The organism is Microvirga medicaginis, assembly GCF_052658925.1.
Genome location: NZ_JBQWEL010000026.1, coordinates 25377 through 43240 on the forward strand (window position 1 = coordinate 25377; position 17864 = coordinate 43240).

At 60.9% G+C, this 17864-nt stretch carries 14 protein-coding genes; 6 read left to right on the forward strand and 8 right to left on the reverse strand.

What is annotated here, in order from left to right; translation table 11 throughout:
- Positions 1 to 3: 3 nt before the first annotated feature.
- Together ACUXUR_RS23360 and ACUXUR_RS23365 are read right to left on the reverse strand one after the other, a co-directional pair.
- Positions 4 to 1644 carry an acyl-CoA synthetase gene (locus tag ACUXUR_RS23360; RefSeq protein WP_445504751.1) on the reverse strand — a complete coding sequence of 547 codons (1641 nt, stop codon included), beginning with the start codon at positions 1642 to 1644 and terminating at the stop codon, positions 4 to 6.
- Positions 1645 to 1925: 281 nt separating this feature from the next.
- Positions 1926 to 3155, reverse strand: a complete 1230-nt coding sequence (locus ACUXUR_RS23365) for an ABC transporter substrate-binding protein (protein ID WP_445504752.1) — start codon at positions 3153 to 3155, stop codon at positions 1926 to 1928.
- A 340-nt stretch (positions 3156 to 3495) separates the two neighbouring features.
- Here ACUXUR_RS23365 and ACUXUR_RS23370 point away from each other — a divergent pair, with 340 nt between their 5' ends.
- The 6 genes from ACUXUR_RS23370 to ACUXUR_RS23395 all read left to right on the forward strand — a co-directional run bounded on the left by ACUXUR_RS23370 (position 3496) and on the right by ACUXUR_RS23395 (position 10099).
- Positions 3496 to 4407: a LysR family transcriptional regulator gene (locus ACUXUR_RS23370; protein ID WP_445504753.1), complete on the forward strand. Its 912-nt coding sequence runs from the start codon at positions 3496 to 3498 to the stop codon at positions 4405 to 4407.
- A 204-nt stretch (positions 4408 to 4611) separates the two neighbouring features.
- On the forward strand, positions 4612 to 5712 hold the full coding sequence (locus ACUXUR_RS23375; protein ID WP_445504787.1) for an ABC transporter substrate-binding protein: 1101 nt from the start codon (positions 4612 to 4614) through the stop codon (positions 5710 to 5712).
- An 88-nt stretch (positions 5713 to 5800) separates the two neighbouring features.
- A complete protein-coding gene (locus ACUXUR_RS23380) occupies positions 5801 to 6874 on the forward strand; it encodes an ABC transporter ATP-binding protein (protein WP_445504754.1) in 1074 nt (357 codons plus the stop codon).
- Positions 6871 to 7818, forward strand: coding sequence for an ABC transporter permease (locus ACUXUR_RS23385; RefSeq protein ID WP_445504755.1), 948 nt, complete (start codon positions 6871 to 6873; stop codon positions 7816 to 7818). Before ACUXUR_RS23380 ends, ACUXUR_RS23385 begins: the two co-directional genes overlap by 4 nt.
- The gene (locus tag ACUXUR_RS23390) at positions 7808 to 8608 is read left to right on the forward strand and encodes an ABC transporter permease (protein WP_445504756.1); all 801 of its coding nucleotides are present in this window, start codon (positions 7808 to 7810) and stop codon (positions 8606 to 8608) included. Before ACUXUR_RS23385 ends, ACUXUR_RS23390 begins: the two co-directional genes overlap by 11 nt.
- 36 nt (positions 8609 to 8644) lie before the next feature.
- The gene (locus ACUXUR_RS23395) at positions 8645 to 10099 is read left to right on the forward strand and encodes a gamma-aminobutyraldehyde dehydrogenase (RefSeq protein WP_445504757.1); all 1455 of its coding nucleotides are present in this window, start codon (positions 8645 to 8647) and stop codon (positions 10097 to 10099) included.
- Here ACUXUR_RS23395 and ACUXUR_RS23400 read toward each other — a convergent pair.
- The 6 genes from ACUXUR_RS23400 to ACUXUR_RS23425 form a co-directional block, all read right to left on the reverse strand.
- Positions 10096 to 11229: an adenylate/guanylate cyclase domain-containing protein gene (locus tag ACUXUR_RS23400; RefSeq protein WP_445504758.1), complete on the reverse strand. Its 1134-nt coding sequence runs from the start codon at positions 11227 to 11229 to the stop codon at positions 10096 to 10098. The genes ACUXUR_RS23395 and ACUXUR_RS23400 overlap by 4 nt on opposite strands.
- Positions 11230 to 11235: 6 nt before the next feature.
- On the reverse strand, positions 11236 to 11601 hold the full coding sequence (locus ACUXUR_RS23405; RefSeq protein WP_445504759.1) for a response regulator: 366 nt from the start codon (positions 11599 to 11601) through the stop codon (positions 11236 to 11238).
- On the reverse strand, positions 11601 to 15263 hold the full coding sequence (locus tag ACUXUR_RS23410) for a PAS-domain containing protein (protein WP_445504760.1): 3663 nt from the start codon (positions 15261 to 15263) through the stop codon (positions 11601 to 11603). Before ACUXUR_RS23410 ends, ACUXUR_RS23405 begins: the two co-directional genes overlap by 1 nt.
- Positions 15260 to 16252 carry an ABC transporter substrate-binding protein gene (locus ACUXUR_RS23415; RefSeq protein ID WP_445504761.1) on the reverse strand — a complete coding sequence of 331 codons (993 nt, stop codon included), beginning with the start codon at positions 16250 to 16252 and terminating at the stop codon, positions 15260 to 15262. The genes ACUXUR_RS23410 and ACUXUR_RS23415 overlap by 4 nt, the downstream gene beginning before the upstream one ends.
- A 220-nt stretch (positions 16253 to 16472) precedes the next feature.
- Positions 16473 to 16931, reverse strand: coding sequence for a homocysteine S-methyltransferase family protein (locus tag ACUXUR_RS23420; RefSeq protein WP_445504762.1), 459 nt, complete (start codon positions 16929 to 16931; stop codon positions 16473 to 16475).
- 67 nt (positions 16932 to 16998) lie between these two features.
- Complete coding sequence (locus tag ACUXUR_RS23425) at positions 16999 to 17700, reverse strand: Crp/Fnr family transcriptional regulator (protein WP_445504763.1); 702 nt, start codon at positions 17698 to 17700, stop codon at positions 16999 to 17001.
- Positions 17701 to 17864 lie beyond the last annotated feature (164 nt).

A 17864-nucleotide genomic window follows, 5' to 3' on the forward strand; every position in this document is an offset into this window, starting at 1 on the left:
CCTTCACGTCTGGCTTGCGTAGGCGCGCGCCATCTCACGCAGCTGGAATTTCTGGATCTTGCCGGTAGAGGTCTTCGGCAGCTCAGTGAAGATCACTGTACGCGGGCATTTGAACGAGGCGAGGTGCTGCCTGCACCAGGCGATGATCTCCTCCGCCGTCACGGATTGATCGGGTTTCAGCTCCACGAAGGCGCAAGGGGTCTCGCCCCATTTCTCGTCCGGCATCGCGACGACGGCAACCGTCTGAACTGCGGGATGCTTGTAGATCGCATCCTCTACCTCGATGGAGGAGATGTTCTCGCCGCCGGAGATGATGATGTCCTTGGAACGATCCTTCAGCTGGACATAGCCATCGGGATATTTCACGCCGAGATCGCCGGAGTGGAACCACCCGCCTGCAAAAGCCTTCTCGGTCGCGCTCGGGTTCTTCAGGTAGCCTTTCATGACGACATTGCCGCGGAACATGACCTCGCCGAGCGTCTGTCCATCCGCCGGCACGGGCTGCATCGTGTCCGGGTCGAGCACGTCGAGCGCTTCCAGCACCGGATAGCGCACGCCCTGGCGAGCTTTCTTAGCGGCATATTCCGCAGGCGAAAGCTTATCCCAATCCTCATGCCATTCGTTGACGACGGCGGGGCCATAGACCTCCGTCAGGCCATAGAGATGCGTGACGTCGAAGCCCGCTTCCTTCATGGCTGCCAGAACGGCCTCCGGCGGGGGAGCAGCCGCCGTCATGAAGCGGACCGTTTGCGGGAACATGCGCTTCTCAGCAGTGGGCGCGTTCAGCAGTGTCGACATGACGATGGGCGCGCCACAGAGATGAGTGACCTTGTAGTCTGCGAGAGCGTCGTACATGGGCTTTGCGCGCACGGCCCGCAGGCACACGTGAGTGCCGGAGACGATCGAGAGCGACCAGGGAAAGCACCAGCCGTTGCAGTGGAACATGGGAAGCGTCCACAGATAGACCGGGTGCTGCCCCATTCCGCCGGTGACGATATTGCCCATGGCGAGCAAGTAAGCGCCGCGATGGTGATAGACGACGCCCTTGGGATCGCCCGTCGTGCCGGACGTATAGTTCAGGGTGATCGCATCCCATTCATCGCCCGGCAGGCTCCAGGCGAATTCCGGGTCTCCTTCGGCCAGGAAATTCTCATATTCGAGATCGCCCAGGCGCTCGCCTGAACCGGTGAATTCCGGGTCATCGTAGTCGATGACGAGCGGCTTGACGGAAGAGAGTTCGAGGGCCGCCTTGACGACGCTCGAGAACTCGCGGTCCGTGATGAGAACCTTCGCGCCGCTGTGCTCGAGAGAGAAGGCAATGATCTTGGCATCGAGGCGCGTGTTGAGCGTGTTGAGAACCGCGCCTGCCATCGGCACGCCGTAATGGCATTCGAGCATGGCGGGTACATTGGGCAGCACCGCCGATACCGTATCGCCGCGACCGATGCCGCGCCGGGTGAGCGCCGAGGCGAGGCGACGGGAGCGGGCATAGAAGTCGCGATAATTGCGCGTCAAGGAGCCATGGATGATGGCCGTCCGGTCCGGGTGAACGCCTGCGGCACGTTCCAGAAACGTCAGAGGCGTCAGCGGCTGGTAATTTGCGGGATTCTTGTCGAGGTTCGTGTCGTAAACAGTCGAAGTCACGGGCGTTTCCCTGATGTCTGCTTATGAAGATCCCTGAGCCGCGGGCCCGGTCGGATGGTTCTGTTGGGCCGGAGCCTATCAAATGCACGCGCACCCGTCTCGGGTGTTCACGATGAGCGTCCCTTAGCAATAAGGCGGTAACCTAGAGCCCGATTCCACTTGCGTGGAACCGGGCTTTCTTCCTTGTTTGCCGCATTTTCTGACGGCGAACCGGATCCACTTTATCCGCGCGATGCGCTCAAGCAGCAGGGCCGTCTGCACGGCGGCCCCGTCCGGAGTGTTTAATGTCCGGCCTTGACGAGCGGGCACTCGCTCTCCGACAGCGGGCGGAAGGCTTGGTCGCCTGGGATCGTGCGAACTAGCTTCAGGTAGTCCCAGGGCTCACGGGATTCCTCCGGCTTCTTCACCTCGAAGACATAGAGGTCGTGCACCATGCGGCCATCCTCGCGCACCTTCCCGTTCTTGGCGAAGAAGTCGTTGACCGGCAGCTCCTTCATCTTCTTCGCGACCGCCTGCGCCTCATCCGTGCCCGCAGCCTCGATGGCCTTCAGGTAATGGATGACCGACGAGTAGACACCGGCCTGTCCCATCGTCGGCATGGCCTTGTGACGCTCGTAGAAGCGCTTCGACCAGGCGCGGGTCTCGTCATTGAGGTCCCAGTAGAAGGCCTGGGTCATCAGGAGGCCTTGGGCCTGCTCCAGGCCGATCGCATGCACGTCGGTGATGTGCATGTAGAGGCCTGCTAGCTGCACGCCGGAATCCGTGAGACCGAACTCGTGCGCCTGCTTGATTGCATTCACGGTATCGGCGCCGGAATTGGCAATACCGACGATCTTCGCGCCCGAGCTCTGGGCTTGGAGGAGGAAGGAGGAGAAGTCATGATTGCCTTGCGGGTGCTTCACGCTGCCCACGACCTTGCCGCCGGCCTTGGTGACGGCCTGAGCCGTGTCCCGCTCCAGAGCATGGCCGAAGGCATAGTCCGCCGTCAGGAAGAACCAGGGGCCGCGGCTTGCCAAAGGCTGCCCCGTGCCGACGGCGAGGCCATAGGTGTCATAGGTCCAGTGAATGCCGACAGGGGAGCAGAACTTGCCCGTGAAGTCCGATGAGCCGCCCGTGGAAGCAATGATCAGGCGGTTTTTTTGGCGACCGATCTCCTGGACGGCCAGCATGACCGAGGATGTCGGGAGGTCGACGATCGTGTCCACCTTGTCCTCATCGATCCAGCGGTTCGTGATGGCGGAGCCGACATCCGGCTTGTTCTGGTGGTCGCCCGCGACCACCTCGATGGGCTTTCCAAGCACCTTGCCGCCGAAATCCTCGACCGCCATGCGGGCCGCGATGGTCGAGCCGGAGCCTGCCATGTCCGCATAGATGCCGGATTGATCGTTCAGCACGCCGATCTTGACCACATCATCAGAGATTGCCTCTGCCGCCTGTGCCGAGGCGAGCGGGAATGCCGTGGACCAGGCGCCAATCACGGCTGCCAGCACAATGGGATGCCTGTGAAGCATCGTTCTCTCCTTGGATCGTGTTCCTACGCAGGAAACAAACGCTGCAGCTCGTCCTTGTCAACGGAAAAGTTCTGTTTAACGAACGAGAGTAGGGTGTGAAAGTCACGATTCTTATTATGTTGATGCAAAACGTCCTCGGCTGCCTGGCGATATTCCTATCAACTTTGGGGCGCGTGATATGTGGAGAGCCATTTCAAACATGAAACTGTTCGTCATAAAGAACTAAGGGCTTGAGCTGCAACGCTTATATCTGGACGCAGCGGCCTCTGGAGCGTGGCTTTTCAAAAGGAGCAGGAACGAGCAAGAATGGGGGCGGTCAAAACCAAGCCCCTGAGCCCCGATGGCCTTCTCTCTCCGGCAGGTTCGCTATTTCGTCGCCATTGCGGAAACGGGATCCATTTCCGGGGCGGCGCGCCATCTGTCGATCTCGCAATCCACGATCACAGAGGCCGTGCAGGAGCTCGAGCAGGATCTCGGCTTCAAGCTCGTGGAGCGCGCCACCTACGGCATGAGCCTGACTCTGAAGGGCTATCAGTTCCTGCGCCACGCAGAGAAGATCCTCGCGGAAGTGTCCAATGCGCGGCGTGTCCTCAGTGAAGGCACGGCGCCTTCCGAAGGGCGTCTCAATTTGGGCGTCACGCCGCTGGTCGCGAGCTACATCCTGGCCGATCTCCTTGCCCGTTTCCGGCGTGCCTTTCCGCTTCTCGAAGTGAGCGTGGTGGAAGATGGGCGTGATTATCTCGAACATCTCCTGATCGGCGGAGAGCTCGATATCGCCGTCATGGTGCTGCCGCCGCGACCGACGTTGCTCTCCCTTGAAGCCGAGATCGTGGAGGCCTCCCGCTATCGCCTCTGGCTTCCTCTCGGACACCGGTTCGCTCAAGCAGCGGAGGTCAGCCTGCGGGATCTCGCCGAGGAGCCGCAGATCCTGCTCGCCATCGACGAAATCGACGAGGCGCCCAAGCACGCTTGGCAGCAGCTTGGCCTTCGCCCGCCCACGGCTTTCCGCACGCGCTCGGTGGAGGCGGTGCGAAGCCTCGTGGCAACGGGCGCAGGCCTCGCCGTCCTGCCCGATCTTACCTATCGCCCCTGGTCTCTCGAAGGCGACAAGATCGAGGCGCGGCGTATTCAGGAGGATCTGCCGGCGGTGTCAGTGGGTGTGGTGTGGCGGCGCGGCTCACGCCTGTCGCCCGCGGCCTCCCAGTTCCTCTCCGTCGTGCAGACCTATAGGACCCACCGACAGCGCGCCTGACCTATCGGAAATTCCGATAGCCGAATTCTCTCGATTGAAGTGGCGCAGCTTGGCGACTTGAGACACTCTTTCCCTAAGGTAAGAAGGCCCAAGCCTATGGGGCCCGCCTGCTTTTCAGATGGGGTTAGAGGGAAGGGGAGGCGCATCATGCGTCGCATCGTCTTCAAGACCGCTGGAATCTGCTTGGCGGCGTCGATTGGTGTCATGCCTGCCGTCGCACAGGTCAAACAACTCGGCAAGGCCGAGGGGGCTGTCGATATCATCGCATGGCCCGGCTATATCGAGCGGGGCGAAACCGACAAGAAGTACGATTGGGTCACGAGTTTCGAGCAGAGGACCGGCTGCAAGGTGAATGTGAAGACCGCCGGCACCTCGGACGAGATGGTGGCTCTCATGAACGAGGGTGGCTTCGACCTCGTCACCGCATCGGGCGATGCGAGTCTGAGGCTCATTTCGGGCAAGCGCGTGCAGCCGGTCAATACGAGCCTCGTCCCAAGCTGGAATACCGTCGATCCGCGTCTCCAGAGCGCGCCCTGGCACACGGTCGACAATGTGCATTACGGCGTGCCCTATCAATGGGGCTCGAACGTGCTGATGTACAACACCGACGTGTTCAAGGAAGCGCCTAAGAGCTGGAATGTGGTGTTCGAGGAGCAGACGCTTCCCGACGGCAAGTCCAATAAGGGCCGCATCCAGGCCTTCGATGGGCCGATCTACATCGCCGATGCGGCGCTCTACCTGATGAAGCATCAGCCGGATCTCGGCATCAAAGACCCTTATGAGCTCACCGAGAAGCAGTACAAGGCGGCGCTCGACCTGCTGCGCAAGCAGCGTGCGCTCGTGCAGCGCTACTGGCACGATGCCATGGTGCAGGTGGACGACTTCACCAATGAAGGCGTGGTCGCTTCCTCATCCTGGCCGTTCCAGGTGAACCTCCTGCAGAGCCAGAACAAGCCTATCGCCAGCACCGTTCCGGAAGAGGGCGCGACCGGGTGGGCCGACACAACGATGATGCATGTGGATGCGCCGCATCCGAACTGCGCCTATCTGTGGCTCGAGCATTCCTTGAGCCCGAAGGTGCAGGGCGATCTCGCCTCCTGGTTCGGCTCCGTGCCCTCCGTTCCCGCCGCGTGCAAGGGCAACGAGCTTCTCGGTGCCGAAGGCTGCGAGGTCAACGGCATAGGCAATTTCGAGAAGATCAAGTTCTGGCGCACGCCGGTTGCGAAATGCGCAACTCAGTCCGAAGGCTGCGTACCCTATTATCGCTGGGTGACGGATTACATCGCCATCCTCGGCGGGCGGTGATGCCCTGACGCGGAGGCGCTCGAGCTTCAAGAGTGCCTCCTTTCGATAGAACAGGAGGCCTGATCGCTTGACCTCCGGAGCGCCTCTTATGTCCGTTCACACGCGTCCGCAAGACACCGTCGCGGCTCAATCCCTTGCGCCTGCACCGGCTCACGCTGTGCGCTTCCAAAGTGTCGCCCGCCATTTCGGCGCCGTGCGCGCCGTCGACGGGCTCGATCTCGATATCCGTATCGGCGAGTTCTTCTCGATGTTGGGTCCCTCCGGCTCGGGCAAGACCACGTGCCTTCGCCTGATCGCCGGCTTCGAGCAGCCCGATGCGGGTGAAATCAGCATCTTCGGTGAGCCGGTTGCCGGTGTTCCGCCTTATCGCCGCGCGGTGAACACAGTATTTCAGGATTATGCGCTGTTTCCGCATCTGAATGTCCTCGACAACGTGACTTACGGCCTGCGCGTCCGCGGCATGGGACGAACGGAGCGGGAGAAACTCGGACATGAGGCACTCGCGCTCGTCAAACTCGTCGGCTTCGAGGCGCGCCGTCCGCAGCAGCTCTCAGGTGGTCAGCGCCAGCGTGTTGCGCTTGCGCGCGCCCTGGTCAACCGCCCCAAGGTGCTGCTGCTCGACGAACCGCTCGGTGCGCTCGATCTGAAATTGAGAGAGGAAATGCAGGTAGAGCTGAAGGCTTTGCAGCGCAGCCTCGGCCTCACCTTCATCTTTGTCACGCACGATCAGGGCGAGGCGCTCTCCATGAGCGACCGCGTGGCCGTGTTCAATGCAGGCCGTATCGTACAGGTGGGCACGCCGGAGGAGATCTATGAGCGGCCCCAAGTGCGCTTCGTCGCTGAATTCGTCGGCGGCTCCAACGTGCTCGAGCCCGCCGTGACCGCGCGCCTCGGTGGCCCCTCGAGGCTCGTGAGCCTCCGGCCTGAAGCGATTGCCGTTCGTCCCGCCGGATACGCAGTCGAGCTGGGTCGCCTTCATGCGGACGGCACATGCATCGAAGTGCAATATCAGGGTGCGATGCGGCGCATGATCGTGGATTGCGCAGGTGCGCGCCTCTGCGCACTCGGGCCTGCGTCGGATATGCGCGACGTGAGGCCTGGCGAGCCGATCCGCCTGTCATGGCCGCCTGCCGCCATGCACGCGATGGAGGATGAACGATGACGGCTGGTGTCCTCGATCTTCTGATCCCGCGCGAGAGCCTGTCACGACGCTTCTCCGATGAGCTCTTCAGGCGCCGAGGTCTTCTGCTCACCCTTCTTCTCGTGCCGCCGCTGTTGTGGCTCGGAATCGTCTATGTGGGCAGCCTGATCGCGCTGCTTTTGCAGAGCTTCTTCTCCATCGATGAGTTTTCGGGAACCATTGTTCGCGAATTCACGCTGAAAACCTACGCCGAGTTGCTGCAACCCGCCAATCTCGATGTCATTCTTCGTACTGTGGCGATGGCCGCCGCCGTGACTCTGGCCTCCGCGATCCTTGCCTTTCCGATTGCCTATTACGCAGCGCGCCATGCCTATGGGCGCATGAAAGCTGCCTTCTATCTCGCGATCATGATGCCGCTCTGGTCGAGTTATCTCGTGAAGGTCTATGCCTGGAAACTGCTGCTCGCGAAGGAAGGAGCGGTGGCATGGGCGGCGGATCGGATCGGCGCAACGCCTGTGATCGATGGCCTGTTGAGCACCCCATTGATCGGTGGTCCGTCCTTATCCGTCAGCTATATCGGCCAATTTCTCGTCTTCATCTATCTCTGGCTGCCTTTCATGATCCTACCCGTCCAGGCGGCGCTGGAGCGCGTACCCGTCAGCCTCACCGAGGCGTCAGCCGATCTCGGCGCATCGCCGGATCAGACATTTCGCACGGTGATTCTGCCTCTCGCCATGCCCGGCATTGCGGCGGGCTCCATCTTCACCTTCTCGCTGACGCTCGGGGATTACATCCTGCCGCAGATCATCGGTCCTTCGACGCTGCTGTTGGGCCAGGCGGTCTATGTGCTGCAGGGCACGGCGGGCAACATTCCGCTCGCTGCGGCCTTCGCAGTCGTGCCGATCATGGTGATGGCATTCTATCTTCTCGCGGCAAAGCGGCTAGGGGCGTTCGATGCATTCTAAGGCTTCCCTCGGCTTGAAGATCAGCGCCGCCGTCGGGCTTCTCTTCCTGCACGCGCCGCTCGCGTTCGTGATCCTCTATGCCTTCACCACGGAGGAGCGCAACTATCAGTTCCCGCCGCCGGGGCTGACGTTGAAATGGTTCGGCGTTGCCTGGTCGCGCCCTGACGTCTGGAACGCGCTCACGCTCTCGTTTCAAGTCGCGGCGGTTGCGACCCTCATCGCCCTTATACTTGGCACGCTTGCCGCCGGTGCGCTGGCGCGGACCAGGTTCTTCGGGCGCGAGGTCATCTCGCTCCTCATCATTCTGCCCATCGCGCTGCCCGGCATCATCACCGGTATTGCGCTGCGCTCCGCCTTTAACCTGATGGATGTGCCTTTCTCGTTCTGGACCATTGTGGTGGGGCATGCCACCTTCTGCGTGGTAGTGGTGCATAACAATGCAGTGGCGCGCCTGCGACGCATGTCTCCCTCCATCGTGGAGGCGTCCTACGATCTTGGCGCCGACAGCTTTCAGACGTTCCGCTATGTGATCTTGCCCAACTTGAGCACGGCGCTGCTCGCAGGCGCGATGCTCGCCTTCGCCCTGTCCTTCGACGAGGTGATCGTCACCACCTTCACCGCAGGACAGCAATCGACGCTGCCGATCTGGATGCTCAACGAACTCGTCAGGCCGCGCCAGCGGCCCGTTACTAACGTCGTTGCCGTCATTGTGATCGTCCTCACTTTCCTGCCCATTCTCGCGGCCTATTACCTGACCCGCGAGGAGGCCAGTGCATCCAGCCGCCCATAACGGACAAACCGATCAGGACATTGTGAGGAGGACACCATGAATACAGGCAATCTCTTGAAACCATCCGATGTCGAAATGCTGATCGGTGGCCGTTTCGAGGCGGGATCCGAGGATGCGGAGACGATCCTCAATCCCCGCACCGGCGAGACAATCCTGAAAATGCCCGAAGCATCGTCCGACCAGATCGACGATGCGGTCTCGGCAGCTGAAGCCTCCTTCGCCTTCTGGTCACGCACAACGCCTGCCGAGCGCTCAGGACTCCTGCTGAAGCTTGCCGATCGCATCGAGGCGGAATCGGAGTCATTCGCGAGCCTTGAATCGTTCAATTGCGGCAAGCCGCGCCATCTCGTGCTGCGTGACGAGATCCCGGCGATCGTCGATTGCTTCCGCTTCTTCGCGGGCGCGGTGCGCACCATGCAGGGTGCCGTTGCGGGCGAATACCTGCCGGGCCATACCTCCATGATTCGGCGCGATCCTATTGGCGTCGTGGCTTCCATTGCGCCATGGAACTATCCGTTGATGATGGCGGCGTGGAAGCTCGCTCCAGCTCTGGCCGGCGGCAATACGGTCGTGATCAAACCCTCCGAGCAGACGCCGCTGACGACGCTGAAGCTCGCCAAGATCATCGCCGATGTCTTCCCTCACGGCGTCGTGAACGTGGTGGTGGGACGCGGCGAAACGGTGGGACAGGCGCTCATCTCCCATCCAAAGGTCTCGATGATTTCGCTCACCGGCGACGTCGCCACAGGCAAGAAGGTTCTCACCGCTGCTGCCAATTCAGTGAAGCGCACGCATCTGGAGCTCGGCGGCAAGGCGCCGGTCATCGTGTTCGACGATGCGGACCTCGCCGAGGTGGTCGAGGGCATCAAGGTCTTCGGCTACTACAATGCGGGCCAAGATTGCACGGCCGCCTGCCGCATCTATGCGGGTTCCAAGATCTATGATCGTTTCGTCGCGGATCTCTCTTCTGCCGTGTCCGGCCTGCGACTTGGCCGTGAGAATGATGATGAGAATGATCTCGGGCCGCTCATCTCGCCGCGCCAGCGCTCGCGCGTTGCTTCTTTTGTGGAACGTGCTGCGGATCTCAAGCACATCGAGATCACAGCCGGCGGCAGGGAGGGACGCGGCAGCGGCTTCTTCTACGAACCCACCGTCGTTGCCGGAGCCCTCCAGGAGGACGAGATCGTTCGCCGTGAGGTGTTCGGTCCTGTCGTCTCCGTGACGCGCTTCGACGATGTGGATCAGGCAGTCGCCTGGGCGAACGATTCCGATTACGGCCTTGCCTCGTCCGTGTGGTCCAGGGATGTGTCGAAGGCCATGAGCACGGCCTCGCGTCTGCAATATGGCTGCACATGGGTGAATTGCCATTTCATGCTGGTCAACGAGATGCCCCATGGTGGCTTGAAGCGGTCCGGCTACGGCAAGGACATGAGCATGTACGCGCTGGAGGATTACACAGCCGTACGCCACGTGATGGTGAAGATGGGCTAGGCGCTCGCGCCTTCAGGTCTGAGCCCTTCGATATTATAAATCGGAATCGGGCGGCTCAGACCCTTCAGATTGAAGTCGCCGAGAGAGGTTGATGCCGCCAGGTTCTCCGCCTCTGCAGCGACGCGCTGCGTGACCAGGATCTGGCCGTCCCGCGCTTCCGAGCACAGGCGCGCGGCCACATTCGTCACGGTGCCGATGGCGGCGTAATCGAAACGGCCTTCGAAGCCGATCCGTCCCATGGTCGCGTAGCCTTGCGCGATGCCGATACCGAATCCGATGGAATAGCCCCGAATCTGCCAGTCACGCGCCAGCATCTGAATATGCTCGCGCATGGCGATCGCAAGCTTCACGGCACGAGCGGCGGGATCGGGGCAGGGAATGGGATCGTTGAAGAAGATCATCATGCCGTCGCCCGTAAACCGCTCAAGCGTTCCCGCAGCCTCGTGAATCAGCGGCCCGAGAGTCGAGTGATAGGCATTCAGAAGGTCCATCACCTCCTCGGGCGCAGCGATCTCGGCAAATCTCGTGAAGCCGCGCAGGTCGCAGAAGAGCACCACAATCTCCCGGCGGTGATGCTGAAGGATTTCGGCCTGGCCACCCTTCGAGGCGATCATGTCCGCGATCTGGGGCGGCAGGAAACGCCTGAGATCGCGTAACCGTTCGAGTTCCTGCACCTGCTGCTCGACGCGGTCTTCCAGATGTTGGTTCAGGGCTGCAAGTTCTGAAGCCTGTGCCTGGACAGTGTCGTAAAGAGTCTTGATCCGCAGCAGCGATCGCACCCGCGCGACGAGCGTCGCAGGCTCGAAAGGTTTGGTGAGATAATCATCCCCCCCGGCGTCGAGACCTGCGACCACGTCCTTGATGCTGGATTTCGCCGTCAGCAGAATGATGGGAATGGCGCGAAGGGCTTCATTGCCCTTGAGCCGTTGCGTGACTTCGATGCCGTCCATCTCCGGCATCATGATGTCGAGCAGGATCAGGTCGGGGCGCAGTCGATCTGCTTTCTCGACCGCCTCGCGTCCATTGCTGGCCGTCTCGATCTCATACCCTTGAGCCTCCAGGCGCACGCGGACGATCTCGATGTTTTCCTCGATATCGTCGACGACCAGGATGAGAGGGCGATCGCGCATGGACCGTCATTCCAGAAGTTCGCGCACCTTCGCGAGGATTTGGCGCGGGCTGAAGGGTTTCGCGATATAACCGTCGCATCCGGCAGCCCAGGCCTTCTCCTCGTCTCCGGACAGCGCATAGGATGTGACGGCGATGATCGGAGGTGGATCGATGGATTGATCGGCCTTGATATGCCGGATCGCCTCATACCCGTCGAGAATGGGCAATTGGATATCCATCAGGATCAGATCGGGCTTGAATTCCGCCGCAGCCGTGATCGCCGCCCGGCCGTCATGCGCCTCGCAGATTTCAAATCCGGCATTGGTCAGGAGATCGCGCAGGATCCGTCGATTGTCCTCCGTGTCCTCGACGATCAGGATCCGCTTGCTCATCAGGCGGCCTCCGTCACAGGGCGGGCCTCCAGCGGGAGGTCGATGGTGAAGGTGGAACCTTGTCCCACAGTCGAGTGAACATGGATCGTGCCGCCGTGCATCTGCACGATGCGCTTGGAGATAGCGAGTCCGAGCCCTGTTCCGGTGCCGCCATTCACGGCATTGGAGCCTTGCTGGAAGGCCTCGAAGATGAGTTTCTGATCCTTTGGCGTGATGCCGATGCCAGTGTCCTTGATGGCGATTTTCAGGCGTCCGGTCACCACCTCGGCCGAGACCTCGACGGAGCCTTGATCCGTGAACTTGATGGCGTTGCCGACAAGGTTGACGAGCACCTGGGTCAGGCGACGCTCGTCGCCGCTGCCACAGGGGAGACCCTCTGGAACCGAAACGCGAAGGGAAAGCCCCTTTGCCTTGGCGAGCGGCTCCGCTGTGGTGACGACGGCGTGGATAAGATCGGAAATCGAATAGGGCTCTGCGGCGATCAGAAGCTCTCCGGCCTCGATCTTCGAGAGATCGAGGATATCGTTGATGAGGGCGAGAAGGTGACGGCCATTCACCTGCACACGCGTGAGCACGCCGTGCGCCTTGTCGGGAAGACTGCCGTAGAGGCCATCGATGAGGAGTTCGGTGTAGCCAAGGACGGCATTGAGCGGCGTGCGAAGCTCATGGCTCACATTCGCCAGGAATCGGGACTTGGCCTGGCTTGCTTCCTCCGCGTGCTCCTTGGCCTGACGCAGGGCCTCGTCACGGGCGTGGCGCTCGGTGATGTCGCGCACCACGCAGATCAGCCCGCCATCCTGGATGATGGTGAGCGAGACGTCCTGCGGGAAGAGCGTGCCGTCACGCTTCACGCCCACTGCCTCGCCGCTCCAGTGACCATCCTGAAAGACCTTGGGGAACGCGACTGCTTCCAAGTATGCGCGTTCCTCGTCCGTGTAGAGCTGCTTCCAGCTTTTCCCGATAAGCTCCTCCGGGCGGTCATAACCGAAGATCTTCACATGAGCTTCGTTGAGATACTGATAATGATAATCCGCATCAAGGATCGCCATGCCGTCCATGGCTGCTTCCATGGCGGCCAGGTGGCGACGCAGAACATCCTCGAACCGCTTCATATCGGTGATGTCGAAATAGGTGAGCATGCGCCCGCCATCCGGCAGTGCAATGATGCGGTACTGAAGAACGCGGCCGCTCTTGAGGCGCATCTCGGTCGTGACAGGAGCGCCGCTTCTGATTTCGCCGATGCGTCGTGCCTTGTAGGCGTCCCATTCTTCATCCGTGACATCGTAGCTGCCGAGTGTTCGGCTCTTCTCCATGTCCTCTTCCAGGGAACGGGGCTTTTCATAATAGCTCGCGGGCATCTCCCAGATCTCGCGATAGGCCCGGTTGGCGAGGCGGATGCGGAAGTCGGGGTCGAGAAACAGGATGCCATACTGGATGGTGTCGAGAACGGCGTTGAGATCGCGCAATGCCGCTTCGGTTTCCTTCTTGGCCAGCTTGAGCTGCGCCTCTCTCTGTTTCAGCTCGGTGATGTCATTGAAGGCGAACAGCAGGGCAGGGGCGGATTCATAATCGGCGTAGCTTGCGTTCACCAGGGCCCAGAACTGCTTCCCATCGTGGCGCTGGAGGAGAACTTCCACGTCCTGGACGCGGCCTTCCTGCGATAGAATCTTGAGGATGCGCTCGCGATCGGCAGGATTTGCGTAATAGTTCGGCGCGGGCGTTCCCCGCAACTCCTCGGGTTTAAGGCCGATGGCCTCTGCTGTGCGGGCATTGGCATACAGGATCCGCCCGTCCGACATCCGGGTCACCACCAGCGGGAAGGGCGCCAGTTCCAGAAGGCGTCGCTGGCGCTGCTCAGCGAGCGCGATGGCATCGAGGGCCCGCTTCTGCTCGGTGATGTCCACATAGGTGAGCATGCGCCCGCCATCCGGCAGGGCCACGCAATGATAGCGCAGCACGTGGTTGTTCGGGGACTGGATCTCGATAGGAGCCTGATCGCAGCGCCGGATATCCTCCATGTTACGCTCGACGAAGGCGTCTTCGTACCCGAGGTCGATGCCGAGGGCCTGGCTGTGATGGGCAATCACATTGCGGATCGGCGTTCCCTTGGCGATCTGCGCCTCGGGCACGGCCCACATCTCCTTGTAGGCCCGGTTGGCAAGGCGGATCTTCAGGTCGGGGCTCAGGAATAATATGCCGTAATCGATGGTATCGAGGAGAGCGTTGAGTTCCCGATGGCGTGCCAGTTCCCGCTCGGCCTTCTCACGCTCTGCAAGCTCATGGGCCAATTCATCATTGAGCTTGGCGAGGCTCGCGCTTCGCTCGTTGAGCGCCGTCTCGCGGGCATCGATCTGCCGGGCCATCGTGGTGAAGGCGTCCGCCAGCTCACCGATTTCGTCATCACGGCGAAGATTGAGATGCGTCTTGAACTCCCCCTTGGCGACAGAACTTGTGGCGCGCACCAGGAGGCGCAAAGGAACGGCGATCTGGCTCCTGAGCGTCGAGCTCAAGATGACGATTTCGAGGATCAGTGCCAGGGCACCCATCAGGAGAATGAGGCGAGCCGTCTGCCACGCGCTCTCGGATGCGAGATCCAGAGGATAGACCGTGGCAAGGGTCCATGCAGGACCGCTGAGCTTCGTGACGGCAATCACCTGATTGTCGCTTTGATCGCGGATGACGGTCTGCTGTGGCGGGCGCTCCAGCGTCAATCGGTGAATTTCCTCGAGCTTGGCGTCACCGGTTTCGGAAATCGGCAAAGAGCCGCTGCGCGCCTGAATGGCATCCATGAAGCGGGGATGGGCGATGATCCGCCCTTCTTCGGAAAAGAGAATGTTATATGTGCCGCCCAGATCCGTGCTGACGGCTCGGCCGATCAGGTCATGAACGAGAATGTCCTGGCCGATCTGGATGGCCGGACGTCCATCCAGAAGGGCCGGGCGCGTGACCGATACGAGCCAGTCGTTGATACCGTAATCGAAGTAGAGTTCGGACCAGCGCTCCTTGACAGAGTCGGCGATCGCGCCGGTGCCTGCAACGAGGACGTCGTCCTTCTTGGCGGAGAGGAGGTTCAGCTTGCCCGAGATCTCCCAATCCCCCGCCCGCAAAGCCCAGGGCTGATCCGGCCAGTACATGATGACGGCGCCTTCCGGCGTCATCACATAGAGATTGGCGAACTGGCTCTTCCACGCAGGACCAAACTGCGTGATCAGATCGAAGGCAACGACAAGCCGGCGCTTGAGATCGCGCTCGATCATCACGTGCTTGCCGATGAATCCTGTGACGCCATAGGTCTTGAAGACATTTTCCGTCAGCCGCGTGGTTCCGTCGGGATGCTGCTCGAACAGGTTGGCAAAGCGCTGCTCCGCTCCTTGCGGGTCCATCTGGCTGATCTCGCGCAGATAGGCATCCGAGAATGTCCGAATATTGCTGCTGGCGAGGTCGAAGATCGCGCTTTCACGGACGCGTCTCTGTTCGACATACTGCTCAAGATTCTCAATGGCCTGTTGCTCGAACCCCGTCTTCACGTGCCAGTAGCTCATGATGGTGGCAGCTGCGACGACGAGGCTGATGCGGATCGCGATCTTGCGGAGCGTCAGCAGAGTGAGGGAACGCTTCGGACTCGTAATCTTTCGAGGCTCAACATGCTCGAAGCTTGTCATGGGACGGCTCTGGCGAGGGGCGGGAGGTCCTTGATGCCAAGCCTTCGGGCAATCCTGTCGTTAAAGAACAGCTCGCCTTCGCGATTATATGAAAGAGGAATGTCGCTGGGCTGAACGCCTTCGAGAATGCGAAGCGTTGCCTGGCCCACCCAGCGCCCCTGTTCCTGCGGGCTCTTCACCACTCCAATAAGGCTGACGGAGGTGAGCCACTCGAAATCCGTCCCGCTCGGGATTTCACTCTTCTCTTCCGCGAGGCGGGTGGCGTCGGCGAGATTCCAATCAGGCAGAGCTCCGACGCCGAGGATCATCAGCATGTCGACTTCCTTCTGAGCCTGCAGGAAGGCCTCCTTCCAGGCCGCATGCGTTTTCACGAAGTAAATCTTGTCGTAGGTGATTCCGAAAAGCCGTTCGTGATAGGTAAGCTCCTTGCGCTTGACCTGCGTATCCTCAGACAGAAAGCCGAGCTTCGGCCCCCGTGCGTGCCTCCGCAGCAGCTTTACGATTTGCGGGATCGGCGAGACCTCGACCATGCCCGTGGTATTGCGGTAGGGCAGGCCATAGGTGGAGGCGTCCCAGTTCAAGCCGCAGAAGACGACCGGGATCGAGGAATCACGCAAATAGGGCTGCACGAGGTATTGCGCGGCAGGGTCGTCGCTGGTCGTGACGACATGAGGCTTGAACTCGTCGATGAGACGTTTGGCTTCCAGGGCCGAGGCTCTAATATCGCTGTCGGAGGGGTGTCGCTTCGTGTCCATATGGAACACGCGCAGCTCGATATCCTTGCCCGTCAGCGTCTCCCGGAGAGCCGCCACGATCCGATCATTCCATTCGTTGCCCGCGTGGTAGGAATCGATGTGCAGCACCTTCTTCGACGCTTCCTGCGCTTGAACGCCTTCGGTTGCAGGAAGAACAGCCAAGGCGCAGACAAGGATGCGGGCGAGGGCTGCTCTCCGCATCCGGAATCCTGCATGCTCGAAACGTCGTGACATGGCATAATCCGATCGTGTGAACGTTCGATTGCCGTTGGCGGACACTTGTCCTTCTCACATGGTGCCGCGGGCCTATGCCTTGCTTGTGAGTTTCGCTTCTTAAACCATACTATGCCCCGAAACCGCTGCTCCCAACTCTTTTGCGTGATCACACCCCTTAAGGGGTAGTATTGATATAGTGATTCTTTCTTGGCGCTGGAGCTGAACGGAGCATCAAGGCTTATGAGACCTTTCGCAGTTTTTGTGCATGGTTTGAGGCGAGCCCGAAGCGCGGATTGCAGGCCTCGCAAGCGGCGACGATGTGGCTGTGGTCCGTTCCGCAGCATCCTCCCAGGACACAAAGCTGCGTCATCTTCCGGCGCAGCGATTGATAGTGACGCCCGAGCGCGGCAAGGTCGCCCGCATCCAGCGCGGTGGCGGCATCGAGTTCGGCATGGCTCAGGGTGGTGGCGTTGGCCCTGATGCCTTTGACCCGCTTAAGCCATGTATCCTCTGTCCCCACGGTGCTATCGAAATGCGTCGGGTGCGCACAGTTGACCATGGAGTAGATCGGGCCCGAACCGGCGGCTGCATACACTCGTTCGATTGCCTCCTGCAGGGTATCTCCGGAGGGCAAGCGGCCATCGGTCAGGAAATCTCCGCCGGAGAGTTGCGGCAGGTTCGATCGATACAGGGCCATGCTTCGCCTCTCCTCAAAACCATGTCCGGATTTTGAATGAAGAAGACATTCCGTTCTGTGATCCGGATCACACGGGATCATGCGTCGCAATGCTGCCGTCGTTCGCATGCGAACGATACAGACAGGATGGATGGAGCACGCGAATGCGGTTGCGACCCAACTCCACCCAGCCGCGGCGGCGCCAATCCTGAAGCTGCCGGTTCACGCTTTCGCGGCTTGCCCCGACGAAGATGGCGAGCTCCTCCTGGCTCACATGCAGCTCGCAGCCGTAATCCTCACTGAGCGCCACGAGACGATGGGCCAGCCGGGTTTCCAGCGGCAGCAGCGCACGTTCCTCCATTTGCCCGCTCATCCAGCGAATGCGCTCGCACAGGAGTTCGATGATCCTAATCGCGACGGACGGGCGCTTTTCGAGAAGGTTGAAGAAGTCGCGCCGAAGGACCGTATAGAGATCCGTCGGCTCAACCGCCACGGCATCGGCGGTTCGCGGGCGGCCGTCAAGAAGGGCAACCTCGCCGAAAACGTCGCCGGGACCGAGGAGATTGAGCGTCAGACGCCTGCCCGAGGAACTCCCTGTCGCGATGCGGATTCTCCCGCGACGCACGGCATAGAGCGCATCGCCTGGATCCCCTTTGAGAAAAAGTGTCTCTCCTGGATCGAGGTGCCGCGACACGCACAGTACCGCGATGGCTTCAATGGCGTCGTCTCCAAGACCTGCGAAGAAGGGATTGGCCTTGAGCAGAAGCGCCAGATTGTGCGGTCCAGCCATTGGGAGGCCTTTCGTGAAGGACGACGGAGCGTCGCCTGCAATGTGATCAAGGTCACAGAAGAGAAGGCCCAAGTCGCGCATCATCAATCGTGACGATGGTGGCCGGGAATGCCTGCCTTTTTCGCCAAGGATCGGACCTCGATCCGGTCCAGTCTAGCATCATA